This is a genomic window from Streptomyces sp. NPDC026672 (assembly GCF_040638185.1).
Classification (GTDB): domain Bacteria; phylum Actinomycetota; class Actinomycetes; order Streptomycetales; family Streptomycetaceae; genus Streptomyces.
On sequence record NZ_JBEZXS010000019.1, the window covers coordinates 84,011 to 104,093 of the forward strand.

The window sequence follows — 20,083 nt, forward strand, 5'->3', positions numbered from 1 at the left end:
AGCCGTTCCCCCGTGCAGGAGGGACAGACCTAGCCTCGGCGCGACCGTTCCGGAGGAAAGGGTGCGAAGGATGTCTGTCGATCGTGACAACGAGCTGGCGTTCAGTGGTCTGCTGCCCATCGTCGAGGGGCCGCCGAAGCCGCGGGCGGCGGGACTGACGGAGGTGCGTACGTACGGGAACAGCGTGGGGTTCCTACGGGGGTACGTCGACACGCTCGGGGAGTACGTCGACTCGGTGAAGTGGGCGGTGGGCACGCAGCGTCTCGTGACACGCCGGCAAGTCAAGGAGATCAACTCGTTCCTGCACGCCAAGGGGATCGAGGTGTCCAGCGGGGGGCTTCTGGAGGTGCTGATCCCGCGGGGCGAGAAGGCGGTACGGGGGTTCATCGGCGAGGCGAAAGAGCTCGGGTTCGACATCATCGAGGTGTCGACGGGCTTGGTGGTCCTCGACTTGGAGGACAAGGCGCGGATCGTGCGGGCGGTGACGGAGGCCGGGCTGAAGGCGAAGCCGGAGGTCTTCGGGGCGCCGCCGCTGCCGGGGGGCTACCTGCCGGGGTCGTGGATCAGCACGGACAAGATCGCCAACGAGTGTGCCGTGCTGTTGGAGGCGGGGGCGTGGAAGGTGATGATCGAGGAGGACGGCCTGTTCGACGGGCGCGACCCGGCGAAGTGGCACCGGGATTTCGCCTTCCGGCTGGCGGGGCGCGTGCCGCAGGACCAGATCTTCTGGGAGGCCAGTGACATCCGGCTGGCGGCGTGGCTGCTGGTGAACTTCGGGCCGAGCGTGAACATCTTCACCGGCCTGGAGAACGTCGGTCAGCTCGCCGCGTTCCGTTCGGGGGCGTTCCTGACGTCCGGGCGCATCGGGGCGTTCCGTAACGAGGCGTAGGTGCGCGGCATACTGGCGCTGGAGGACGGCGGCAGAGATCGGTGACGGCGATGACAGGCGCGGGCGACGGAGTTGGGGAGCGGGGGGAGCGGCCGCGGTATTACGTCGCGGCGCTGGGTCGGGGGCTGGCGGTGCTGGCGCGGTTCAGCGCGACGCGTACGGAGCTGACGCTCGCCGACATCGCGGAGGCGGCAGGCGTCACGTCGGCTTCGGCGCTGCGAACGGCGTACACCATGACGCGTACGGGGTTCCTGATCCGCAACCCCGTCACGAAGGGGTACCGGCTGGGGCCGCAGGCGGTCGCCATGGGGCTGGCGAGTCTGAACGCGATGCCGTTGCCGCAGCTGGCGGAGCCGTCGCTGGCCCGGCTGCGCGACGCAGGCGGCGGCACGGTGAAGCTGGGCGTGCCGGAGAACGACCACGTGGTGATCGTCAGTGGGTTCAGGTCGCTGCGGTATCCGGCGCACCGCTCGCATCTGGGCGTGCGTATGCCGTTGTTCCTGGGGTCGCTGGGGCGGGCGATCCTGGCGTGGCAGGACGTGGGCGTGCGCAGCCGCAGCGTGAGCGCGTCGGCGGCAGAGTGGAGGCCGACGCCCAGGACGCTGGTGGCGACGGATCTGCGGCGCGAGCTGGAGGCGACCCGGCGACGGGGTTACTCGTTCAACGACCAGGGGGTGACGCTGGAACACCGTTCCGTGGGCGCCCCGATCAGGAGGCGGGACGGGACGGTCATCGCGTCGGTCAACCTCTCGCAGCCCACCCGGCTGGTGTCCGCCAGACAGTTGCACGAGCGGTACGCGCCGCTGGTGCTGGCGGCCGCGGCCGAGATCAGCTCCCTCCTCCCGCCGAACGCCGCCTGAACTGCTGCCCAGACGAGGGCGGGCACTCCGACCCGGGACCGTGTCGTGCCACCCTCTGGTACCGCCGCGGCGTCGACGGGGATGCCCCACCAGGCGCCGGACGGTGGAACCGACGTGGAACTCGGTCACTCCCTCACACCCTGCGGCGCCATCGGCCAGATACGCGTCGAGGCCGGGCAGGACGCGGACGGCGCGGCGTAACGCCCGCCGGGCGTGGGGGAATGTCCAGGGGGTGCTGCCGAGTTCGGCAGCGAGAGCGTGCTGGCGAGCAGGCCGACGGCGGCCCGCGTTCGCGGTGGCGCTGGCGGCGTGGTTCCACGGCGCGGTCTACTGGCCGGACGCCTCGGAGAACCAGCGGCGCAGCGCGGCGAGGGGCGAACGGGCCCTGTCCAAGGGCGGGTTGCCACCGGACGTCGCATGCCGGAGGACGCCTTCCGCAGGGGGGCAGGCGGAGGCCATGCGGCAACTGCTGGGGCTGCCGCCGCTGTTCCAGTAGGCCATCTACTCACGGGAGCTGGATCGCGCTGCGGATCCTCTGATGATCGGCCCAGCCCTCCAGGTGACAGACGTGGTGCCGGTGGACGGCAAGTACGTTTCGTCCACCGGCGTTTGTGAGCTGCTGCGGGCGTCAGGCCGACTCGGTGCCGGCGCCCTCCCTTGAGGGTGCTGCGGCGAGCGCGGTTCGACCTGGCCGGCCTCGCCAGGCCTCCAGCCCAACGCCCAGTGCGGTCGCGGCAATGACGCTGCCGAAGATCTCAAACGTCAAGGTCAGGCCGAGCGGTGCGACGAGGAACCCGGCGATGATCGCCGGCACCGACAGCGCCATGTAAGCCACGATGTAGAAGGCCGACATCACACCAGCGCGATGCTCATGCGGAACAGCTGCTGACAGGGCGCGCAGACCGCTGAGGAAGGTCGCACCGAAGCCGACGCCTGCGAGCAGGCAAGCGATGACGAACAGGGCGGACACCGTGTAGGCGACGGACACCACGAGCAGCGCCATGCCCAGCGCAAGACCAAGAGAACCTATGCTCGCGCCCGCCCATGGAGCCCTACGACCGAGCACGAGCTGGCTGACGGAGGCGGCAGCGGGGAGCAGGAAGATCACGAACCCGTTCACGAGCAGCGTGTGGGTGTGCAGGATGTCTGCGGCCAGGTCGGGTCCTAGCGCCAGGAACAGCCCGAGGATCGACCACGAGGCCACGACAGCGAGTGAGGCGAGCAGGAACGGGCGCCGGGCGGCGGCGTGGATCACCGGGCGCTGCGGTGTCAATCGCAGGCGTGCGCCGGGTGCCGGCACGATCGGATCCTTCAAGCGCAGGGCGGCCAGCGCCGATGCGAGCAGGAGGACGAACAGCACGACGTAGGGGAGTACGCGCGGGGCGGGCGCCAACTGGACGAGGGCCGCTGAGACGACGATGCCGAGTCCTGCTCCGCTGGCGGAGGCGAAGCCGTTGGCCAGGCCGACGCTGACGTGGTCGCGCCGGGGGTGGAGATCGAACAGGGCGGCGCCGGCAGCGCTCAGGGCCAAGCCGGTGGCCAGGCCCTGGAGGGCGCGGGCGACGAAGAGCCACAGAACCGAGTCGGCCAGTGCGTACACGACGGTGGAACCCATGATCCCCACGACTGCGGCCAGCATCACCGGACGGCGGCCGATCTCATCTGAAAGCCGTCCGGCAAGCAACAGGGTGATCAGCACACCGACCGCGTAGGTGGCATAGACGAGCGTGAGGATCGCCGGCGAGAACCCCCACAGTGCGCTGTACATGCCGTACAGCGGCGACGGGGCGCTCGACGCGTACAGCGACAGACCGATGATCACGGCCGGAAGCGCGTAAGCCGCCCGCGGACTCAGCGGCCGACGGAGCGCCATGAAGGGAGCAGACATTCCATAGTTCCTTATCTCCAAAAGTTTGGAAGTTCAGGCTTACGGTAACATCGGTGTCATGAGCTCTGCGACCACTGAACGACCGAGCCGGTACCACCACCCCGACACCGCCGCGCTCGACCTCGCGACGATCCTGCGCACCGTGGGCGATCCGTTGCGGCTGGCGATCGTGCGTTTGGTGCACGAAAAGGAGCGCACCTGCTCAGAGGTCGGTGAGGTCTTCGGCATGCCCTCCTCGACCAACAGCTACCACCTGCGGCTTTTGCGGGAAGCGGGCGTTACCCAGACACGGCGCAGGGGCACACAGGCATGGGTCTCGATCCGCACCGATGATCTCGAGTCCCGGTTCCCTGGCCTCGTTGCAGTGCTGACCCGGCCCGAAGGGAAGTAGCCCGTGGGGCTGCCGCTGCCGCTGCCGCTGCCGCAGAGCGCCGGCGCCCACGGTCCGGTGCGGAGGCGTGAGGCATCGGTGAATCGGTGATCGATCAGTGCGGATGGAACGGGCGGCGCGGAGTGCCCTGCCGATGTCATCCATCCGGTACGAGGGCTGTGCCCAGACCGTGTTTGACCACGCCGGCCTAGTGCAGCAACCGAGCTGAATCCGGTACCCCGGCCGTCCCGGCCCCCCCGGGGTCGACCGACCGACTCCGCTTGGCGACGCGATTGCGCGCTGGAGGGCGGATCGCCGAGGCCCTGCGCGTCCTGTGCTTGACCGACCGGAGGCTCCTTGGAGCGCTCCGCGGGCTTGGGCTCGGTCCAGGGCCCGCTCGCGTGCCGTGGATTCGGCGAGTGGCGACCCGCCCGGCGAAGTGGGCCCGGTTGCTGCCGCACGTAGTGATGATCGTGGCGATCACATGGGTCTCATCGTCGATCCGGGTCTACATCGTCCAGATCTTCGGTGAGAGTCGGCCGGGGATGGGCGGGGACCACGAAGTCGGCTCGTGAGGAGCGCCCGAGGAGCTCCGCCTCCCTGAGCCGTGCGGCCAGTTCCGGCGGCAGCCCAGCCCAGACGTCTCCGGCCCGGCCGGCGAGCTGCGGGTGGTGTCCGGGTTCGGCCAGCACGTGCAGCGTCGCGGTCGGCTCGGCAAGCGGGTAGGCAGCGAACCGCAGTTGCCCGGACGGCAGGCCGCCGATGTCGATGCTCAACGTCATCTCGCCGGCATCGCTGGTCGGATGGCCGGCGACCGTTATCGCGACTGCGATGTCATGCCCAGAGCGCAGTTGTCTGGGCAGAGACGTGCCGCCCCATCGCCGGTACAGAATGCGCACGTCGACAAATTGGGTTTGGCTGCGGCGCCCGTGCCGTTTTCCCGGACCGACGAACGCGTCGGACTCACACGGCTGGTGACGTCAACGGAGCCTGATCGGGCGTCGTCGCACCCTCGGACAGTGAAGCCGGCTGGATAGTACCCACCACGTCGCCGAATCCGATCCTGGCGCCCCCGATTCCCGGGGCGGACGCTGTGATGCGGACCTCGTCGCCGTCCTGGAGGAACGAGCGTTCCTCCCCCTTCACAGTGACGGGCTCCTTGCCACCCCAGGTGAGTTCGATGAATGCACCACGTTGGCGTGGCCCCGGCCCTGAGACAGTGCCGGACGCGAAGAGGTCTCCGGTGCGCGCCGAGGCTCCATTGACGGTCATGTGCGCGAGCATCTGCGCCGGTGACCAGTACATGTCCCGGTACGGGGGACGCGATACCTCCTCGCCGTTCCACTCCACGACGAGGTCGACGTCCAGGCCCCAGTCCGGGCCGCCCAGCAGATAGGCGGGCGGGGCGGGGTCTTGGCCTGGCAGGGGGATTCGCGCCGCATCGAGCGCGTCGAGTGGCACGACCCACGCCGCGATGGACGTCGCGAAGCTCTTTCCCAGGTGGGGGCCGAGCGGCACGTACTCCCAAGCCTGGATGTCACGGGCGGACCAGTCATTGACCAGGACCGCACCGAAGACGTGCTTGGTGAAGTCGTCGACGCTGATCCGGTCGCCGAGCGCCGAGCCGACGCCGACGACGAACCCGAGCTCGGCCTCGATGTCCAGCCGGACACTCGGGCCGTACGCCGGCGTCTCACCGGACGGTGCCTTGTGTTGCCCATGGGGTCGCACGATGTCAGTTCCGGAGACCACGACCGTGCCGGCCCGGCCGTGGTAACTCACCGGCAGGTGCTTCCAGTTCGGCAGCAGCGGTTCGGCGTCCGGACGGAACAGGCGGCCGAGGTTGCCGGCATGGTGCTCGGACGCGTAGAAGTCGACGTAGTCGGCCACCTCAAAGGGCAGGTGGAGGGTGACATGACCGAGGTGGTGGACCGAACGGTCAGGTACGTCTCCCGCGGCGAGTTGTTGGACCCGTTGGCGTATCTCCTGCCAACGGATGGGTCCTTGAGCCAGGAACCTGTTCAACGTGGGCTCGGCGAAGACCGGGTCACGGAGTGCCGACGCGAGGTCGATCACTGAGTCGCCGACTCGCACGCCGACTCGACGAGGCCCCTCCGGGCCTTCGGAGAAGACACCGTAGGGAACGTTGTTCAGACCGTAGAGGCTGCCTTCCGGTATTTCGATGCGGGTCACGCAAGCACTCCTTCGGTCTCGGGGGCGGTGATCAGGCCCAGTTGGGTCAGCTCGTTCAGCGGATCGGTGATGCTGCAGGTGCCGAACGAGACGAACCACGTACGGGCGTCGCCGGCGTCCAGACCGCCGACCCAGTCGGCTACGGTCTCCGGATCACGCTCTTCGAGCAGTGGAACGAGGTCCGCCGCTGAGCGTCCGGATGCTGCAGCGGACGCCGCCACCATCAAGTTGAGGAAGCCGTGCTGGACGAAGCCGGTGTCTGGATCGGTATTGCGTACGGCGTGGTGCAGTCCTGCGGTCGCCTTGAAGGGAACTCCTGTGGTGACGGAGGCGTGGACGCCGTCGGCGAGCTCTGCCGCGTCCGGGTACAGCTCTGCCCGGACGCCCCCGGTGCGGAACTTCGCGCGGTAGGGGGTGCCGGTGAGCGCCGAGAGGAGGACGTCACGACGTCCGTCTCTCGGCACTTCCACGAATACCGGCACGTCCACATCGCCGAGCCGGTCCAGCAGTTCGGTCACGCCGATGCCCGCGGGTAGGGCGATCTCCAGGCTGTGAATGGGGAGGCCGGAGGCGAGCACTTTGGGAAGTTCTGCCGGTCCGCCAGGGAGAGTGACGGCCAATCCGAGATCTGCCGTGCCGCCTGCGCGATGGGGTACCTGGGCCAGCAGCGGCTGCAGATCCGCCAGTGCCGCGGCGGGCACCACCAGGGGGCCCGTCAGCGCGGCGAACCAGGTGTCCAGGTTCCGTACGTGTGTGTCAACCGCTTCCGGCAGCGGGGCCAGGCCGGGCGGGAAGATCGCGGCGTCGTCGCAGATGCCCGCGAACAGGGAGGGGATACCGCGTTCGGTCATGGTCATGATTGTGGGCCCCGGCCTGCCCAGGTCCAGGCGTAGCCCGGGTCCTCGCCGGCGTGGCCGCCCTCTCCGAGTTGCAGTGGGCGGAAGGTGTCGACCATCACGGCCAACTCGTCGAAGAACTCCGCACCCAGCGATCGCTCTACGGCGCCTGGCTGTGGCCCGTGGCTGTGGCCGCCGGGGTGCAGGCTGATGGATCCTTGCGCGATGCCGGAGCCCTTGCGTGCTTCGTAGTCGCCGCCGACGTAGAACATGACCTCGTCGGAGTCCACGTTGGAGTGGTAGTACGGCACCGGAACGGCCAGCGGGTGATAGTCGACCTTGCGCGGTACGAAGTTGCAGATGACGAAGTTGTGTCCTTCGAAGACCTGGTGAGCGGGCGGCGGTTGGTGCACTCGGCCGGTGATGGGCTCGTAGTCGGCGATGTTGAACGTGTACGGGTAGAGGCACCCGTCCCAGCCGACCACGTCGAACGGGTGCGTCGGGTACACGTAGCGCGTGCCGGTGACGCCGCGGGTGCCGCGGTGCTTCACGAACACCTCGACGTCCGTGCCCTCGGTCAGCAGCGGCTCCGTCGGCCCGTGCAGATCACGTTCGCAGTAGGGCGCGTGCTCCAGCAGCTGGCCGTAGCGGGACAGGTATCGCTTCGGCGGTGCGATGTGCGAGTTCGCCTCGATCACGTAGGCGCGGAGCGGCTCGGTCCCCTGCGGCACCCAACGGTGCGTGGTGGCGCGGGGGAGGATCACGTAGTCGCCGGTACGGGCCGGAAGGGCGCCGAAGACGGTCTCGACGATCGCCTCACCGGATTCGACGTACACACACTCGTCGCCGATCGCGTTCCGGTAGAGCGCAGAGGGTTCTCCGGCGACCACGTATGAGATCCGTACGTCCTCATTGCCCAGCACCAGTCGGCGGCCGGTGACGACGTCGGTGCTCTTCCACTCGTGGTCTGCGAAGAGTGTGTGCAGCTTCAGGTGTCGTGGCTTGAGGGGGCTGTTCTCGGTGAGAGTCGTATCGGGCGGCTCCCAGGCAGTGGCGTCGGCGATCGCCGAGGGCACGGCGCGATGGTAAAGCAGCGAAGAGTCGGAAGAGAATCCTTCCTCACCTGTCAGCTCTTCGTAGTACAAACCCCCCTCAGGGGTGCGGTGTTGAGTGTGCCGCTTCGGCGGGACGCTTCCCACGCTGCGGTAGTACGCCATCTTGCTCTCCTTGCTGGCGCAAAGTATGTATTCAGCACTTATACGTTGCCGGCCTCGGGGAATCACCATGCCGGTCCGACTTCACGCGGGGCGGGTCGTGTCGGAGCTCGGGCTCTCGGGCGCAGTGGTGTCGGCGGAGTTGTCGGGCGCGCTCCAGCTGGCCAGAAGGGCCAGGGCCTGCGCGGAAGGCGAACCCGGCTCGGCGGTGTACAGACAGATGGTCTGATCCGGATCGCCCGGGAAAGCCAGTGTCTCGTGGTGCAGAGTCAGGTCGCCGACTACCGGGTGCCGAAAATGCTGGGCGCCGTAGGAGCACAGGTCGAGGCGGTGGCTCGCCCACCAAGCGTTGAATTCTGGCACCTTGACGCACGCCTCACCGATGAGCTCGTTCAACTGCGCATCGTCGGGATGGCTCCCGGATGCGAGGCGGAGGCTCGCCAGGATGATTTCCGCGGTTCGCTCCCAGTTCGCATAGAGATCCCGGGCGGCGGAACCGAACAGAACGAAGCGGGCGAAATTTCGCTCTCGGTTCGTCAGCGCGTCGAAGTCCGTGATCAGAGCACGGGCCAGGTGGTTGGAGGCGAGGACGTCCATCCGGTGGTTGACGACAAAGGCGGGCGAGACGCTGCCCAGGACGTCCAACATCTGATGGACCTCTGGCCGCACCCGCTGCGGCGGTGAGGTCCGCCGGCGAGCTGATTGCACGGCACGGGGTCGGACGATATTGAAGAGATAGCCGCGTTCTACATCATCCAGTTGCAGCGCACGAGCCACTGCGTCCAGCACGCTCTCCGAGACATTCGGATGCCGCCCCTGTTCCAAGCGGGTGTAGTAATCGCTGCTCACTCCGGCCAGGCGCGCGACTTCTTCCCGTCGCAGACCTGGGACCCGGCGGGCACCACCGCCCGGACTCACGCCCGCCGACTCCGGAGTCATACGGGCCCGGCGTGAACGGAGGAAATCTCCCAGCTCGGCGTTCTGGTCCATGGGCCCATTGTGCGCCGGTCGTGCATCGAATATCCCGGCGAGGCTGGCCCAGCTGGACCTAGGTTCGGCTGGGTCCGGTACAGCGCTCTGCCACCTGGGCGGCGCAGTGCAAGGTAGACCACAGGGCTGAGTGCAATGAGACAGCCATCGGCATACCGCGCGCCCTGCGTCCGGGATCATGCAGCCCTTTTATCGCAGCGGACGAACCTCAGAAAGGTGCATCGTGAAAGCTATTGTGGTGCGACGTTTCGGAACCACGCCGGACATGGCGGTGGAAGAGCGGCCGATTCCTGTCCGGAAGCCCGGTCAGGCGCTGGTCAGGGTGCGCGCGGCGACGATCAGCCCGTACAACAACGCCGTTCGCACCGGCGCTTTCGGTCCCGACTACGCCAAGGCTCCGCTTGTGCTCGGTGTCGAAGGCGCAGGCGTCGTCGAGGAGGGCGAGCGATTCGCGCCCGGCACCCGAGTGGCTGTCTACGGCGGAGCTGAGCTGGGCACGAGCACCGACGGTCTGTTCCAGCAGTGGGTCGCTGTCGACGAGGACCATCTCGTGGTGATCCCGGACAGCCTGGACTGGGCAGAGGGCTCAGCACTGACCCTCAACTACCTCACGGCTCACCTCGCCCTGACCAAGAGCACACGCGTCGAGGCAGGACAGACCGTGCTGATCGCCGGTGCCACCGGTTCGGTGGGCCACGCGTCCATCCAGACCGCCAACGAGCTCGGCGCCCGCCCTGTCGCCGTCGTATCGTCGCCGGCGAAGGCTCTTCGGGCTGAGCAGGCTGGTGCCTGGGCCGTGATCGACCGGTCCACCAGCAACCTCGCCGACGAGGTCGCACGCCTCACCGACGGTGCAGGGGTCGATGTGGCGCTCGACCCCGTAGGCGGCTCGCTCCTGGGCGAACTGCTGCGTACGCTCCGTCCGCACGGCACCCTGGTCTCGATCGGGTTCTCCGGCGGCATGCGGGCCGAACTGCAGGTGATGGACCTCATCGGTCCCGAAACCACCATCACGGGCGTCGATGTCTTCCTGCACTCCATCGCAGCGATCGCCCCGGCACTCCGAGGCATGGGTAAACTGGCTGCCAACGGGACCCTCCGGCCCATCATTGACAGCCGGTTCCCATTCGCTGACTTCGAGGCCGCATACACCCGCCTGGCATCGCGCGAAGCCATCGGATCCATCGTCATCGAACTGTAGCCGCGGTCCCCATTACCTCAGACGCGCTACGCCGAGGCGCGCAGAACAATTCCTGTGTCGATGCGAAAAGTGACCCTCGGGAAGAATTTCGCTGCCAGTCGGCATGAACAGGAATCATCCAGTCGGCGGCCAGCACCCTGGCGCACGCCGGCAGGACCGCATCGGCAGGCGCATCAGCAGCGAGGTTTCCCGCGCAATTCCGCAGACCTCAGCAGGACGGTCGACACGTAGGCACGGCTGGTCAGTGAACTGGCACGGCTCGTCATACCGGCGAAATTACGCGCTGGCGAACATGTCCATTGAGTCCGATTCATCGAGAGGCCAGACAATGAGTAAGAAGGTTCGCGTTGCCGCCGTCCAGGCGGAGCCGAAGTGGTTCGACATCGAGGCGGCCACTGAGAACATCATCAACCTGATCGCGGAGGCCGCCCGCGGCGGTGCGGAACTCGTCGTCTTCCCGGAGACCTACGCATCCGGATTCCCGTGGTGGATCTGGCTCGACAACCCGGCCGCGGGCATGAAGTTCGTTCCGCGCTACTTCGAGAACTCCCTGACGAGGGACGGCGCCCACATGAAGCGGATCGCTGCCGCCGCCGGCGAGCACGGCATCCATGTGGTGCTGGGCTTCAGCGAGCGCGAGAACGGCACCCTGTACATGTCGCAGGCGTTCATGGACGACACCGGCAGGATCATCTCTGTGCGTCGCAAGTTGAAGCCGACGCACGTGGAGCGCAGCGTCTTCGGTGAGGGCGACGGCAGCGACCTCCAGGTCCACGAGACCCGCATCGGCCGTATCGGTGGCCTCAGTTGCTGGGAGCACCTCCAGCCGCTGACCAAGTATGCGATGGCCAGCTTCAACGAGGAGATTCACGCCGCCGCGTGGCCGAGCTTCTCGATCTACGAGAACGAAGAGGGCGGGACGGCGCTCGGATCGGAAGTCGCCACCGCCATCAGCCGCGTCTACGCGGTGGAAACCCAGACCTTCACCCTCGCTTCGTGTGCGGTCGTCGGCCAGGCCACTCAGGACCTGTTCTGCGACACCGACGAGAAGCGCCGGCTCCTGCCCCTGGGCGGTGGCCACACCCGCATCTACGGCCCTGAAGGCACTGAACTGGCGACCCCGCTGGCGGAGACCGAGGAGGGTCTCCTCTTCGCCGAGCTGGACTTCGACCTCATCGCCGTCGCGAAGTCCGCCGCCGACCCGGTCGGCCACTACTCCCGCCCCGACGTGTACCAGCTTCACCTCAACCGCGCGCCCGTGCAGTCCCGTCGGGTTGTTCACACGGACACCCCGGCCTCGACCGAGGCGGTCCTCCCGGAGCCGGTCGAGGCCGGCGCGGACGTGTAACACTGCCTGCTGCACCTCGACGCGTGTCGCACGCCAAGGACTCGGTAGGCGGATTCCGATGATCAGTACAACACGTGGTCGTTGATCACGCAGCGGGGAAGTCGCCCGCGCTCGGCTGCCCAGTTCACCGATCACGCCGTTCAACTGCCGCCGTGCCGCCGGATAGTTGCTGGGCAGGATGGCGTGCTTCCGGCCAACGAGGCTTTCCCTGCACTGAGACTGCGATATCAGGCATCTTGCGAAACCGCTGATCCCTGATGACTGCGCCTGCTCGGCGCCCGATGCCTTGGCGCGTCTTCGCTCCTCTCGCCGAGCAAATCATCTAGCCGAGGGTGGCCCAGCTGGACCTAGGTTCAGCTGGGCATGAATGAGCGGTCCATAGCGGTCCCCATGATGCCAGGCTGTAGTGAGAAGCCGGACATGACGGCACGAACGTAATAGCGGCTACATTGCTACAAAAGCCGTGAAGCTCGTGCCGGAAGCCGACAAAGTCGGACGTATTGTCGACGAAAGCGGGCGCGACGTCTCGGGAACCAGCCGCATGCGATGTCCAATTCCTAAGATCCGCACGAGCATGGTTTAGCCGAATACGTTGCACCCCCTGGAGCTCGATTCTGGAGACTTTATGAACCTCGTGATGGGCGACTCGCGTAAATGGCTCGTGGAAGTCTGCTTCGCGGGAGAGGGCGACCGTTTGGTGCGCCACTTCTACTTGGTCGATGGATACCCCAACTATGAAGAGGCGTATCTTTCCGTAGGTACGAAAATGGATGCCGAATGCAAAATGCCGGGCTTCCAGCGCCAAGTTCAGGTGCAGCAGATCCTGAAGGATCTCATCGGAGGCGTTCGGCTGTCTGAACCGCTGGTTCTTGAAGCCCACTGAGTGCGTGTTTCTGAGCCCCGTTTCTGAGTAGCCCGGCGTCCTACGCTGCCCGGGTATCCGAGGACGCCGGTCGGGCCGTACCGTCCTCGGCCTGCGCGACCGGACCCAGAACGACGACGAACGCACGATCGTGCACGAGAACGTTGTTCGCGTCCGGGCGACACTCGACTGGATCGAGACGGCCGTCGACACCGGAAAGGTCGACGTCGACGACGAACTGGCCCGTCTGCTCAAAGCCGAATGAGAATGCCCCGCGCCTCACGGCGACGGGGTGGTGCCGCCAGGCGCCACGCGGACACCCTGCGGTTCGTGCTGTCCGAGGCCAGACCCACCGGACTTGAGTTTCCTCAGTTGGTAAGCGCGAGTGACCTGTCCCCGGTCAGGTCCGTTCCGGGTTCTCCGCGCTGAAGGACCAGACCGCGGAGAAGGGCTGGGCCCTGCTGATCTGGACCCGGCAAGCGGGCTACCAGCTCGGCGCCGATCGGGTGGTGCTGGAGGCATACGAGCGGGCGGTGGTCAGGGAGAAGCTGACAGAGTTCCGCCGGATCATCACCGGCACCGTCGCTTCGCCGTACTCCTTCGAAGGCAATCCGCCATGCGCCGATGCCGCCACCCCTCGGACACCACCAACGCCGAATGGGCCCTCCTCGAAGGGCTGCTGCCGACCCCGGCCTGCGAGACCAGCAAGGGCGGCCGGCCGGAGAAGTATCCACGCCGCGAGATCGTCGACGCGATCCGCTACGTCGTGGACACCGGCTGCAAATGGCGGGCCCTACCTGCGGATTTCCCGCTCTGGCGCACGGTCTGGGGGTTCATGGCCCGCGGCCGCCGCCGGGAGCATCGGGCAGGTCCGTGACCGTCTAACCGGGAGGATCCGCCGCGAGATGGGCAAAGGCCCCCGGGCGATTGCCACCGTGATCGACTCCCAGGGCGTGAAAGCTGCGGAGACCATCGGGGCGGAGCCCGGTCGCGGGCAAGGCGGACAGCAGGGGACGGCCCACATCCGCAACATGTTGTGGACGCCTCTTCAGTTGCCGTACTTCTCCGGCAGGTGAGCCCACTGGGCGTCAGTCATTCAAGAGGCCCCGGCCCCGATCCCGGCCCCGGCACGGTCCAGCGGCCGATTGTCACCGCGGCGCCAGTCGCTCGGTCGGCATCGTCGAGTGATTCGAGGGTGTCGGCCACGTGGGTCAGCAGTGTGGCGAGATCCGGCCAGGCGGCTTCGGGCGCGTGGCCGTGGTCCGTGTAGCGGACCAGGCAGCCGTGGTGTCGCCCCGCACGCAGGTCGGCGAACAGGCCGCCTCCCGCCGCGTCGTGGGCGATGGGAATCCAGGCGGGCAGCCACAGGAGAAGGGCTTCGCCGGGATAGAGCGTGCCTGCCGGCTCGCGGGTGCAGCGGTCCTGGAACGCCTCGAACTGCGGCTGGAGTTCCGGAGGGCAGGTGCGGCGGGCCGTGTCCAGGAAGAGCGCCCGGTGCTGGAGGGCGTCCCCCAGGGGGAGCGGGTCGTAGCGGTCCGGGAAGAGGCTGCCCGACGAAGGCGACCGGCGCAGCCCGTGGCGCCTGCCCCACCAGGCGGCGAGGTCCGTGGGCAGCGCGGCGCCGGTCGTCTCTTCCACGAGCTTGAGGGTGTGCCTGGGCGCGGGCGGGCACAGGGCCGCATGAACCCGGGGGGCGTGGCGGGCGAGCCATGCCTCGATCCGGGTCCAGGCCGCATCGGCTTGTCGCGCAACGCTCGTCACCACGACGTCTCCGGACCCTCGGAGCTCGGACTGTCGAATGGGTTGACGTGATCATGACGTATCGGCAGTGTCAACCGCGCACCAACACTCCACCAAAGGAATGGGGTTGAACGTACCTATGAAAAGAGCCAAAAACCGGATCAGACTGGCGGGTTCAACCCTGGCCGCGGTGCTCTTATCAGCCTTCCTGGCCGCACCCGACGCGACCGGCGCGGAACGTCCGTCCGCGACATCGCGTTACGTCGTCGAACCTGTCGTCATGAGCGAGGCCCGGTACGACGGACTGAAGGCGGCGGGAACGCTCGACCGGTCCGACTGGACGGTCGCCGCCAAGGCGACAGCCAAGGGCAAGCCGCTCACCGAGGCGCAGGCGAACGCCAAACTGGCCGAAGTCGCGACTAGAGGGGCCAGCGCCTCCGAATACGGGGACACCTCCAAAGTCTCCCTACGGGCCGACGGGGTGGCCGTCACGGCCGCACCGCCGACCTCCTGGGGTGACACCCCGCCGCAGGACGGCCAGACCTGCCTCGACCGTGACGCGGTCAACCAGCCCGGCGGGCTCACGTTCAACCGGTGGGTGTGGTGCCACCGGATGCGGATCGGGCTGCGCTACTGGGAGGTCGAGAGCAACGGCGAGCTGGAGTACCAGGGCACCAACTCCTTCGTCGCCCAGGCGGCAGCCGTCGGCAGCGGTACCCAGCGCGGCATCCGAACCTATCTGCGCGTCGAGGAGGGCTCGGTCTCGTACGACGACTGGGACCTGTGGGACCGCTGGTTCACAGCGCCCGACCTGCACATGTACATCCTCTCCGACTGCGCGGACGGCTACGACTACTGCCAGGGGACCGGCAGCGGCGTCGAGCACACCTGGGATCAGTGGGACTTCCACGACGAGTGGCTCCACTGGGACATCTACTCCCACGAGGAAGCCAGCACCGCCGTGGACAAGGTCCTCTTCCACGACTGGTTCTTCCGCTTCGGCGGCGGCGAGGACGACGAGTACAAGGGCCCCGAAGGACGCACCGACAGCTGGCAGATCCGCTGCGACTCGGCGAACTACTTCTCCAACTTCGGCGTCGACTACCCGAGGGCCTGCGTCAACTACAACGTCGTCCCGCACCTCATCTACAAGATCAGCGACACCCGCGTCGAAGCCGTCGCCCGGCACATCCGCTTCGCGCAGGACGATCCCACCCGCACCTACCCCGTCGAGCTGGACGAGACCAAGGACATCCCCGGCAAGTACACCGGCACGCGCGACGGCCGGGGTCTGACCCGCGTTCCCGACGGCGGCATCATCGACACGCTCAACGAGAACATGAAGGACAACGCCTGCAACCGCCGGCCGCCCTACGAGGGTGACTGGGGGCTGCCGCCCTACGACACGAGCACACTCGACTGTGACGAGTACCCCTTCTCCGTCACCAACGAAGGAGCAGCCAGCGTCGACTGGGCCTTCTCGGTGCGCGCCGTGGACCGCAGCCAGAACCGGTCCGCCGGTGGCCTGTTGAGGTGGTACCTCTTCAGCGACCGCATCCTGTACGACCGCGACCCCTACTGGGTCGAGATCCAGGACTGAGCACCGGCACACCTCCCGGAGAGGCAGAGGGGGCGCCCGCCACGGCAGCGGGCGCCCCCTGCCGCCCGTCAGGCCACTTCCACACCCGTCCGGTTCCGCGTACGGTCCGCCCCAGCCGGGCGGATCGTGTTCCAGCTCTCGCGCAGGCTGGCCGAGGCGCTCGCGTACGAAGAGGACAGACAGCGAGCCCATGATCTCCGGGAGTACTCAGGGGAACCTCACCCTGGTGGGCATCATGACGCGGTATCGTCCTCGTCCTCCGAGGGCTCCGGAGCATGAGCAGTCCAGAGACCAGGTCTTCCCGGTCATGCGACGTGAGGGCCCGTGTTCGCTCAGCCACCGCTGTGGGAGCCCCACCCAGGCGGCTCCGCACAAGTCCTCGGCCCCCGTGGCCATCCAGCGCTGCTGCCATGTGTCCCCGGGCTGGCCCGACAGCCGATGCAGCAGCTTGGTCATCCCACGGCGGCGTTCAGGTCGGGTGCCGTTCGCCGCAGGGAGGAACGGCGGCGCCGTCACGCGTCGCAGCGTCTCCTCAGACGACTGCGCGGTCTGGGACCACCACCGCTCCGCGGTCCGGGCCGGGAACTGCTCGCGTAGCCGGCTGTTCCGCGCCTGGGCCTGCTCCGCGGTCACGTGCGTGATCTTCAACGGCTTGCGTGTCGCGTGCTTGACGACAGCCGTCATGACGAGCGCCCGAACAGGACGTCCAGCGATCCTGGGTCGTAGCCCGGTGCCGGTCTGGAGGTACTGGCTGGATGTTCTCGCGGACCTGGCGCGCGTGGTGCGCCGGCACGTCGGCCACGACCTCGTCCTTGTGCGGCGTCAGATATACCTCCGTGGCGCACAGGTGAGCGTGTCCGAGCACCCACTGCACGTCGGACAGCGTCAGCTTCGGGTCTCGCACCATGCGGGCGGCCGCGCTGTGCCGCAGGTCGTGAAGTGTCCAGTCGGCGCCGAGCGAGGCGTTGACGCGCTCGAACATCCGGTGGGCACCGTGGTAGGTCAGGGGTCGGGTCGGGTCTCGCCGGGCGCCGGCTCCCGAGGCCCGCTTCTGGACCCCGCCTCGTGCGGCATGGCGACGACCCTCAACCCCGGCCTGCCACGGCTCCGCCAACTCCTCTGAACAGCCGATACGCCACCACTGCCCGATTGACCATGATCACCACAGACAGATCATGCCACCGGCCAGACACGACGCCTCACCCGCTGTCACGCACCAACTCGTAAGGAGTCCCGACATGGAGACCTGCACGTTCTGCGCCATCGCGGCCGGCACCGCCCCGGCCGTCATCATCCGCGAATGGGCCGACGCCGTCGTGATCCGCCCGCAAAGCGGCGGAGTGGCCAAGGGGCACGTCATGGTCCTGCCGCGCGTCCACGTCCGGGACGCCGGCACCGACCCGGGGGCCACCGCCGCGGTGATGCGCCGCGCCGCCGAGCTCATGGCCGAACTCCCCGCCGCGAACATCATCACCTCGAAGGGCATCGAGGCGACCCAGAGCGTTTTCCACCTCCACGTTCACGTCGTGCCCCGACAGACGGACGACGACTTGCCCCTGCCCTGGACTCCGCAGCACACCGCCCGCGCCAGTGCGCAGAACGGAACCTCCTCGTGAGCAACATCAACCTCGTCATGGCCCGCGAAACCCTGCCCGCCGCCGGAGCCTCCGTGGTCCTGGCGGGCCCCACCCCCTGACAGGAGCGCCCTGCTCCCGTCCTGGAGGCCCGCCGGCATCGGGGCCCTGGCCGCTCAGTGGGTCGACGAGCAGCCGCTGACCGTTCTGACTCCCGAGTCCCGAGACGACAAGCGGGCCGACCGCTACGAGGACCAGGTCGACCGGGACACTGATCGACATCGAAACCGTCCGCGCTGTGGCCGATACCGGTGCCGACCTCAACGACGACCTCCAGGCCGACGGCGGCCTCTCTGGCTCGGCCGCCCGGCGCACCACACCGCCCGCGCCCCGCGCTTCGAGGGCACCGTCATCAACGCCACCACTGCCCGCCGCCTCCTCGCGCGAACCCGGTCGAAGCGCACTTCGGACCGCTGAGGCAGTTCACCATCGCCGACTCCGATCACCCAGCCATGCCGTGCAGACCCGGGCCCTGCACGCCTACCTCCGCCGGCGCAACGCCAACGCCCGCCACCGCGAGGTACTGGCTGCCGAACGCAAGGAACGCGCCCCCATCCGCAGTGAGAAGGGCATCCGCTGGGGCGGACGCCCCCTCACCGCCGCGGCCTGACTCGAGTGGTCCCTCGCCTCACCTTCGCCAGAACAGGTGGTGCGTCACACCACTCGGGCTGGGCACGACCTCCAGGTGGAACCGGTCGAGCAGTTCGTCGGGGGACTCCCACAGCCGTAGTCCGGCCCCGAGCTTCACCGGCGAGACCGCCACATGCAGCGTGTCGACGAGGTCGGCATCGAGGAACTGCCGGATGGTGGTGACCCCGCCGCCGAGCCGGATGTCCTTGCCCTGCGCCGCGTCCCGCGCCCGTTCGAGAACCGTGGCCGGGTCGCCGTCGACAAAGTGGAACGTGGTGTCGCCGAGCGTGAACGACGGACGCGTGTGGTGGGTCATGACGAACACCGGGGTGCGGAACGGGGGCTCCTCCCCCCACCAGCCGCGCCACTCATGGTCCTGCCAGGGCCCACGCTGGGGCCCGAACTTGTTGCGGCCCATGATCTCGGCGCCGATGTTGCGCGCAAAGTCCCGCGTGAAGTAGTCGTCGAGGCCCCGGCTCCCCCCGGGATCCGTGCGCCTGAGCCAGCTCGCCGTGGCCCCGGCCCAGGCGAACAGCCTCTCGGGATGGTCGTGGCCGAACGGCCGCTCGAGACTCTGGTGCTCACCGGCGCCGATTCCATCACTCGAGACGTTGAAGTTCATGACTTTTAGCAGTTGATCCACGTGCGTCCTCCCCAGTCCTGTCGCGTCATTGTGCAGCGAGGTGCCGCACACCATGACGTCGAACGGGACGCGGCCGGATCGACAGCGGCCCGCAACCTTTTCCGGGCAACGGTCTGTGGCCGACATCGTCGGCCCGGCAGGCGGAAGATCAGGTCGGATTGAGTGGAGTGGCGCCAGTGGCCGGTGTACAGCTGTGGTTTGAGCGACAGAACAGTGCAGTTTTCCCGCCTCTACTACCGCCTGCCACGCGACATGTCGCCCGTCCATCGCAAGCACCACGTGCACTCCGCTGAACGGCCGCTTGCTGGCACCGACGACCTGCCGTTCGGCGGCCATTATGGACAGCGACGGGATGATGACCCGGCCGGTGCCACGCGAGGACGATGTCGTCGATCTCGCTGGCGAAGCCCGTGGAGGGCTGGTGGCGGGAGGGCTTCGCGAACATCGCGGTTGGCGTCGGCGCGGGATGACGGACGGGTGCCGGCTGGTGTCGTTCGCGGGGTGGGAGGCGGATTACGGGCCCGCCGGCCGTCTGGACCAGGCGGCGCCGGCGGTCGGCAGACGGTCTTGCCGCTGCGGAGGCAGCCGGCGTGATCGGCCCGGGAGTCGACCACGCCGGCAGCTCGTTGGGTCAGGGGCACAGGCCCTGGTCGGAGTTGTAGTAGATGTCGATCGAACCGCTCCAGGTCATGCACTGGCCGGGCTCGGGGAGGTCCTTGTACACCGGGCCGGCGTAGGTCGTGTAGGAGCCGGCGTCCCTGGCCGGGTTGTTGCCGGTCGGCCAGGTGTCCAGGGTGACCTCCATGAACACGCGGGCGCCGGGCTTGTTGCGCACCGTCACAGCGCACCACTGCTTGTCCGCGGAGCTGTAGGCCACGTACGTGGTGGCGACCACGGTGGTCTGCGAGGACTTGATCGGAGTCGACATGAAGACCTCATACCCTGTGCCGCACACTCCGTTGTAGGCGCCGGCCGTGGCGGCCGAAGCCGGTGCGGTCGCGGCGAGCGTGCCGCCCAGGGCGAGGACGGCAAGGGCGCCCGCGGTAGCTGCCTTGCGGCGGATCGACTTCATGGTGTTCCCCCCGGTTGGATTCTTGACTGGACGGCCGGTCGTCGCCGTCCACGCCAAGTGAGACCGGGGAGGCCCCCTGAGAGTTGTGGGCTCTTTTGTCGCGGTCCTGTCAC

General features: G+C 67.9%; 18 protein-coding genes and 6 pseudogenes. 12 read left to right on the forward strand and 12 right to left on the reverse strand.

Annotated features, from left to right (window positions below; genetic code table 11):
- The first annotated feature begins 70 nt into the window (after positions 1-70).
- Both AB0F77_RS22595 and AB0F77_RS22600 read left to right on the forward strand, forming a co-directional pair.
- Positions 71-889: a phosphosulfolactate synthase gene (locus AB0F77_RS22595; protein ID WP_361951418.1), complete on the forward strand. Its 819-nt coding sequence runs from the start codon at positions 71-73 to the stop codon at positions 887-889.
- A 50-nt stretch (positions 890-939) separates the two neighbouring features.
- Entirely contained in the window at positions 940-1,749 is an 810-nt protein-coding gene (locus AB0F77_RS22600; protein WP_361951597.1) for an IclR family transcriptional regulator, read from the forward strand.
- Positions 1,750-2,076: 327 nt separating this feature from the next.
- On the opposite strand, the gene AB0F77_RS22605 is transcribed toward AB0F77_RS22600, so the two are convergent.
- Together AB0F77_RS22605 and AB0F77_RS22610 are read right to left on the reverse strand one after the other, a co-directional pair.
- Positions 2,077-2,250 (reverse strand): hypothetical protein, encoded by a 174-nt coding sequence (locus AB0F77_RS22605; RefSeq protein ID WP_361951420.1) that lies wholly within the window; start codon positions 2,248-2,250, stop codon positions 2,077-2,079.
- Positions 2,251-2,377: 127 nt separating this feature from the next.
- A complete protein-coding gene (locus AB0F77_RS22610) occupies positions 2,378-3,637 on the reverse strand; it encodes an MFS transporter (RefSeq protein WP_361951423.1) in 1,260 nt (419 codons plus the stop codon).
- A 58-nt stretch (positions 3,638-3,695) separates the two neighbouring features.
- Between AB0F77_RS22610 and AB0F77_RS22615 the strand changes: the two genes are divergently transcribed.
- Positions 3,696-4,028, forward strand: coding sequence for a metalloregulator ArsR/SmtB family transcription factor (locus AB0F77_RS22615; protein ID WP_361951425.1), 333 nt, complete (start codon positions 3,696-3,698; stop codon positions 4,026-4,028).
- 330 nt (positions 4,029-4,358) lie between these two features.
- On the opposite strand, the pseudogene AB0F77_RS22620 reads toward AB0F77_RS22615, so the two are convergent.
- The 5 genes and pseudogenes from AB0F77_RS22620 to AB0F77_RS22640 form a co-directional block, all read right to left on the reverse strand.
- Positions 4,359-4,789 (reverse strand): annotated as a pseudogene (locus AB0F77_RS22620) (DUF5937 family protein); the annotation flags it as partial.
- Positions 4,790-4,970: 181 nt separating this feature from the next.
- Positions 4,971-6,200 (reverse strand): fumarylacetoacetase, encoded by a 1,230-nt coding sequence (fahA, locus tag AB0F77_RS22625; protein ID WP_361951428.1) that lies wholly within the window; start codon positions 6,198-6,200, stop codon positions 4,971-4,973.
- Complete coding sequence (locus AB0F77_RS22630; protein ID WP_361951431.1) at positions 6,197-7,051, reverse strand: hypothetical protein; 855 nt, start codon at positions 7,049-7,051, stop codon at positions 6,197-6,199. The genes fahA and AB0F77_RS22630 overlap by 4 nt, the downstream gene beginning before the upstream one ends.
- Positions 7,052-7,053: 2 nt before the next feature.
- Entirely contained in the window at positions 7,054-8,253 is a 1,200-nt protein-coding gene (locus tag AB0F77_RS22635; RefSeq protein WP_361951434.1) for a homogentisate 1,2-dioxygenase domain-containing protein, read from the reverse strand.
- Positions 8,254-8,334: 81 nt separating this feature from the next.
- Complete coding sequence (locus AB0F77_RS22640) at positions 8,335-9,240, reverse strand: helix-turn-helix transcriptional regulator (RefSeq protein ID WP_361951437.1); 906 nt, start codon at positions 9,238-9,240, stop codon at positions 8,335-8,337.
- A gap of 223 nt (positions 9,241-9,463) precedes the next feature.
- On the opposite strand from AB0F77_RS22640, the gene AB0F77_RS22645 reads away from it, so the two are divergent.
- The 6 genes and pseudogenes from AB0F77_RS22645 to AB0F77_RS22670 form a co-directional block, all read left to right on the forward strand.
- Positions 9,464-10,441: a zinc-binding alcohol dehydrogenase family protein gene (locus tag AB0F77_RS22645; protein WP_361951440.1), complete on the forward strand. Its 978-nt coding sequence runs from the start codon at positions 9,464-9,466 to the stop codon at positions 10,439-10,441.
- A 328-nt stretch (positions 10,442-10,769) separates the two neighbouring features.
- Complete coding sequence (locus tag AB0F77_RS22650) at positions 10,770-11,789, forward strand: carbon-nitrogen hydrolase family protein (protein ID WP_361951443.1); 1,020 nt, start codon at positions 10,770-10,772, stop codon at positions 11,787-11,789.
- Positions 11,790-12,414: 625 nt separating this feature from the next.
- Complete coding sequence (locus tag AB0F77_RS22655) at positions 12,415-12,672, forward strand: hypothetical protein (protein WP_361951446.1); 258 nt, start codon at positions 12,415-12,417, stop codon at positions 12,670-12,672.
- A gap of 70 nt (positions 12,673-12,742) precedes the next feature.
- Positions 12,743-12,916, forward strand: a pseudogene (locus tag AB0F77_RS22660) (DUF6192 family protein); the annotation flags it as partial.
- A gap of 2 nt (positions 12,917-12,918) precedes the next feature.
- Positions 12,919-13,238: pseudogene (locus AB0F77_RS22665) on the forward strand (RacP protein); the annotation flags it as partial.
- A gap of 29 nt (positions 13,239-13,267) precedes the next feature.
- Positions 13,268-13,495 (forward strand): annotated as a pseudogene (locus AB0F77_RS22670) (transposase); the annotation flags it as partial.
- Between the two features lie 248 nt (positions 13,496-13,743).
- Here AB0F77_RS22670 and AB0F77_RS22675 read toward each other — a convergent pair.
- Positions 13,744-14,289, reverse strand: coding sequence for a hypothetical protein (locus AB0F77_RS22675; protein ID WP_361951449.1), 546 nt, complete (start codon positions 14,287-14,289; stop codon positions 13,744-13,746).
- Between the two features lie 382 nt (positions 14,290-14,671).
- Between AB0F77_RS22675 and AB0F77_RS22680 the strand changes: the two genes are divergently transcribed.
- Positions 14,672-15,991, forward strand: a complete 1,320-nt coding sequence (locus AB0F77_RS22680) for a NucA/NucB deoxyribonuclease domain-containing protein (protein WP_361951452.1) — start codon at positions 14,672-14,674, stop codon at positions 15,989-15,991.
- Positions 15,992-16,523: 532 nt separating this feature from the next.
- On the opposite strand, the gene AB0F77_RS22685 is transcribed toward AB0F77_RS22680, so the two are convergent.
- Both AB0F77_RS22685 and AB0F77_RS22690 read right to left on the reverse strand, forming a co-directional pair.
- The gene (locus tag AB0F77_RS22685; protein ID WP_361951600.1) at positions 16,524-16,973 is read right to left on the reverse strand and encodes a tyrosine-type recombinase/integrase; all 450 of its coding nucleotides are present in this window, start codon (positions 16,971-16,973) and stop codon (positions 16,524-16,526) included.
- A gap of 42 nt (positions 16,974-17,015) precedes the next feature.
- Positions 17,016-17,148, reverse strand: a pseudogene (locus tag AB0F77_RS22690) (IS5/IS1182 family transposase); the annotation flags it as partial.
- Positions 17,149-17,229: 81 nt separating this feature from the next.
- Between AB0F77_RS22690 and AB0F77_RS22695 the strand changes: the two are divergent.
- Both AB0F77_RS22695 and AB0F77_RS22700 read left to right on the forward strand, forming a co-directional pair.
- Entirely contained in the window at positions 17,230-17,607 is a 378-nt protein-coding gene (locus tag AB0F77_RS22695; protein WP_361951455.1) for an HIT family protein, read from the forward strand.
- Between the two features lie 401 nt (positions 17,608-18,008).
- A pseudogene (locus AB0F77_RS22700) lies at positions 18,009-18,235 on the forward strand (IS630 family transposase); the annotation flags it as partial.
- Positions 18,236-18,253: 18 nt separating this feature from the next.
- On the opposite strand, the gene AB0F77_RS22705 reads toward AB0F77_RS22700, so the two are convergent.
- Both AB0F77_RS22705 and AB0F77_RS22710 read right to left on the reverse strand, forming a co-directional pair.
- Positions 18,254-18,898 carry a dihydrofolate reductase family protein gene (locus AB0F77_RS22705; RefSeq protein ID WP_361951603.1) on the reverse strand — a complete coding sequence of 215 codons (645 nt, stop codon included), beginning with the start codon at positions 18,896-18,898 and terminating at the stop codon, positions 18,254-18,256.
- A 631-nt stretch (positions 18,899-19,529) separates the two neighbouring features.
- A complete protein-coding gene (locus AB0F77_RS22710) occupies positions 19,530-19,970 on the reverse strand; it encodes a hypothetical protein (protein ID WP_361951458.1) in 441 nt (146 codons plus the stop codon).
- Positions 19,971-20,083 lie beyond the last annotated feature (113 nt).

Excerpts from the sequence above, each read along its gene's own strand:
- AB0F77_RS22635 (WP_361951434.1), bottom strand. The coding sequence starts at position 8,253 with ATGGCGTACTACCGCAGCGTGGGAAGCGTCCCGCCGAAGCGGCACACT.
- AB0F77_RS22640 (WP_361951437.1), bottom strand. The coding sequence starts at position 9,240 with ATGGACCAGAACGCCGAGCTGGGAGATTTCCTCCGTTCACGCCGGGCC.
- AB0F77_RS22710 (WP_361951458.1), bottom strand. The coding sequence starts at position 19,970 with ATGAAGTCGATCCGCCGCAAGGCAGCTACCGCGGGCGCCCTTGCCGTC.
- AB0F77_RS22695 (WP_361951455.1), top strand. The coding sequence starts at position 17,230 with ATGGAGACCTGCACGTTCTGCGCCATCGCGGCCGGCACCGCCCCGGCC.
- AB0F77_RS22630 (WP_361951431.1), bottom strand. The coding sequence starts at position 7,051 with ATGACCGAACGCGGTATCCCCTCCCTGTTCGCGGGCATCTGCGACGAC.
- AB0F77_RS22610 (WP_361951423.1), bottom strand. The coding sequence starts at position 3,637 with ATGTCTGCTCCCTTCATGGCGCTCCGTCGGCCGCTGAGTCCGCGGGCG.
- AB0F77_RS22655 (WP_361951446.1), top strand. The coding sequence starts at position 12,415 with ATGAACCTCGTGATGGGCGACTCGCGTAAATGGCTCGTGGAAGTCTGC.
- AB0F77_RS22680 (WP_361951452.1), top strand. The coding sequence starts at position 14,672 with ATGAGCGAGGCCCGGTACGACGGACTGAAGGCGGCGGGAACGCTCGAC.
- AB0F77_RS22685 (WP_361951600.1), bottom strand. The coding sequence starts at position 16,973 with ATGTTCGAGCGCGTCAACGCCTCGCTCGGCGCCGACTGGACACTTCAC.
- AB0F77_RS22615 (WP_361951425.1), top strand. The coding sequence starts at position 3,696 with ATGAGCTCTGCGACCACTGAACGACCGAGCCGGTACCACCACCCCGAC.
- AB0F77_RS22600 (WP_361951597.1), top strand. The coding sequence starts at position 940 with ATGACAGGCGCGGGCGACGGAGTTGGGGAGCGGGGGGAGCGGCCGCGG.
- AB0F77_RS22605 (WP_361951420.1), bottom strand. The coding sequence starts at position 2,250 with ATGGCCTACTGGAACAGCGGCGGCAGCCCCAGCAGTTGCCGCATGGCC.
- AB0F77_RS22595 (WP_361951418.1), top strand. The coding sequence starts at position 71 with ATGTCTGTCGATCGTGACAACGAGCTGGCGTTCAGTGGTCTGCTGCCC.
- AB0F77_RS22650 (WP_361951443.1), top strand. The coding sequence starts at position 10,770 with ATGAGTAAGAAGGTTCGCGTTGCCGCCGTCCAGGCGGAGCCGAAGTGG.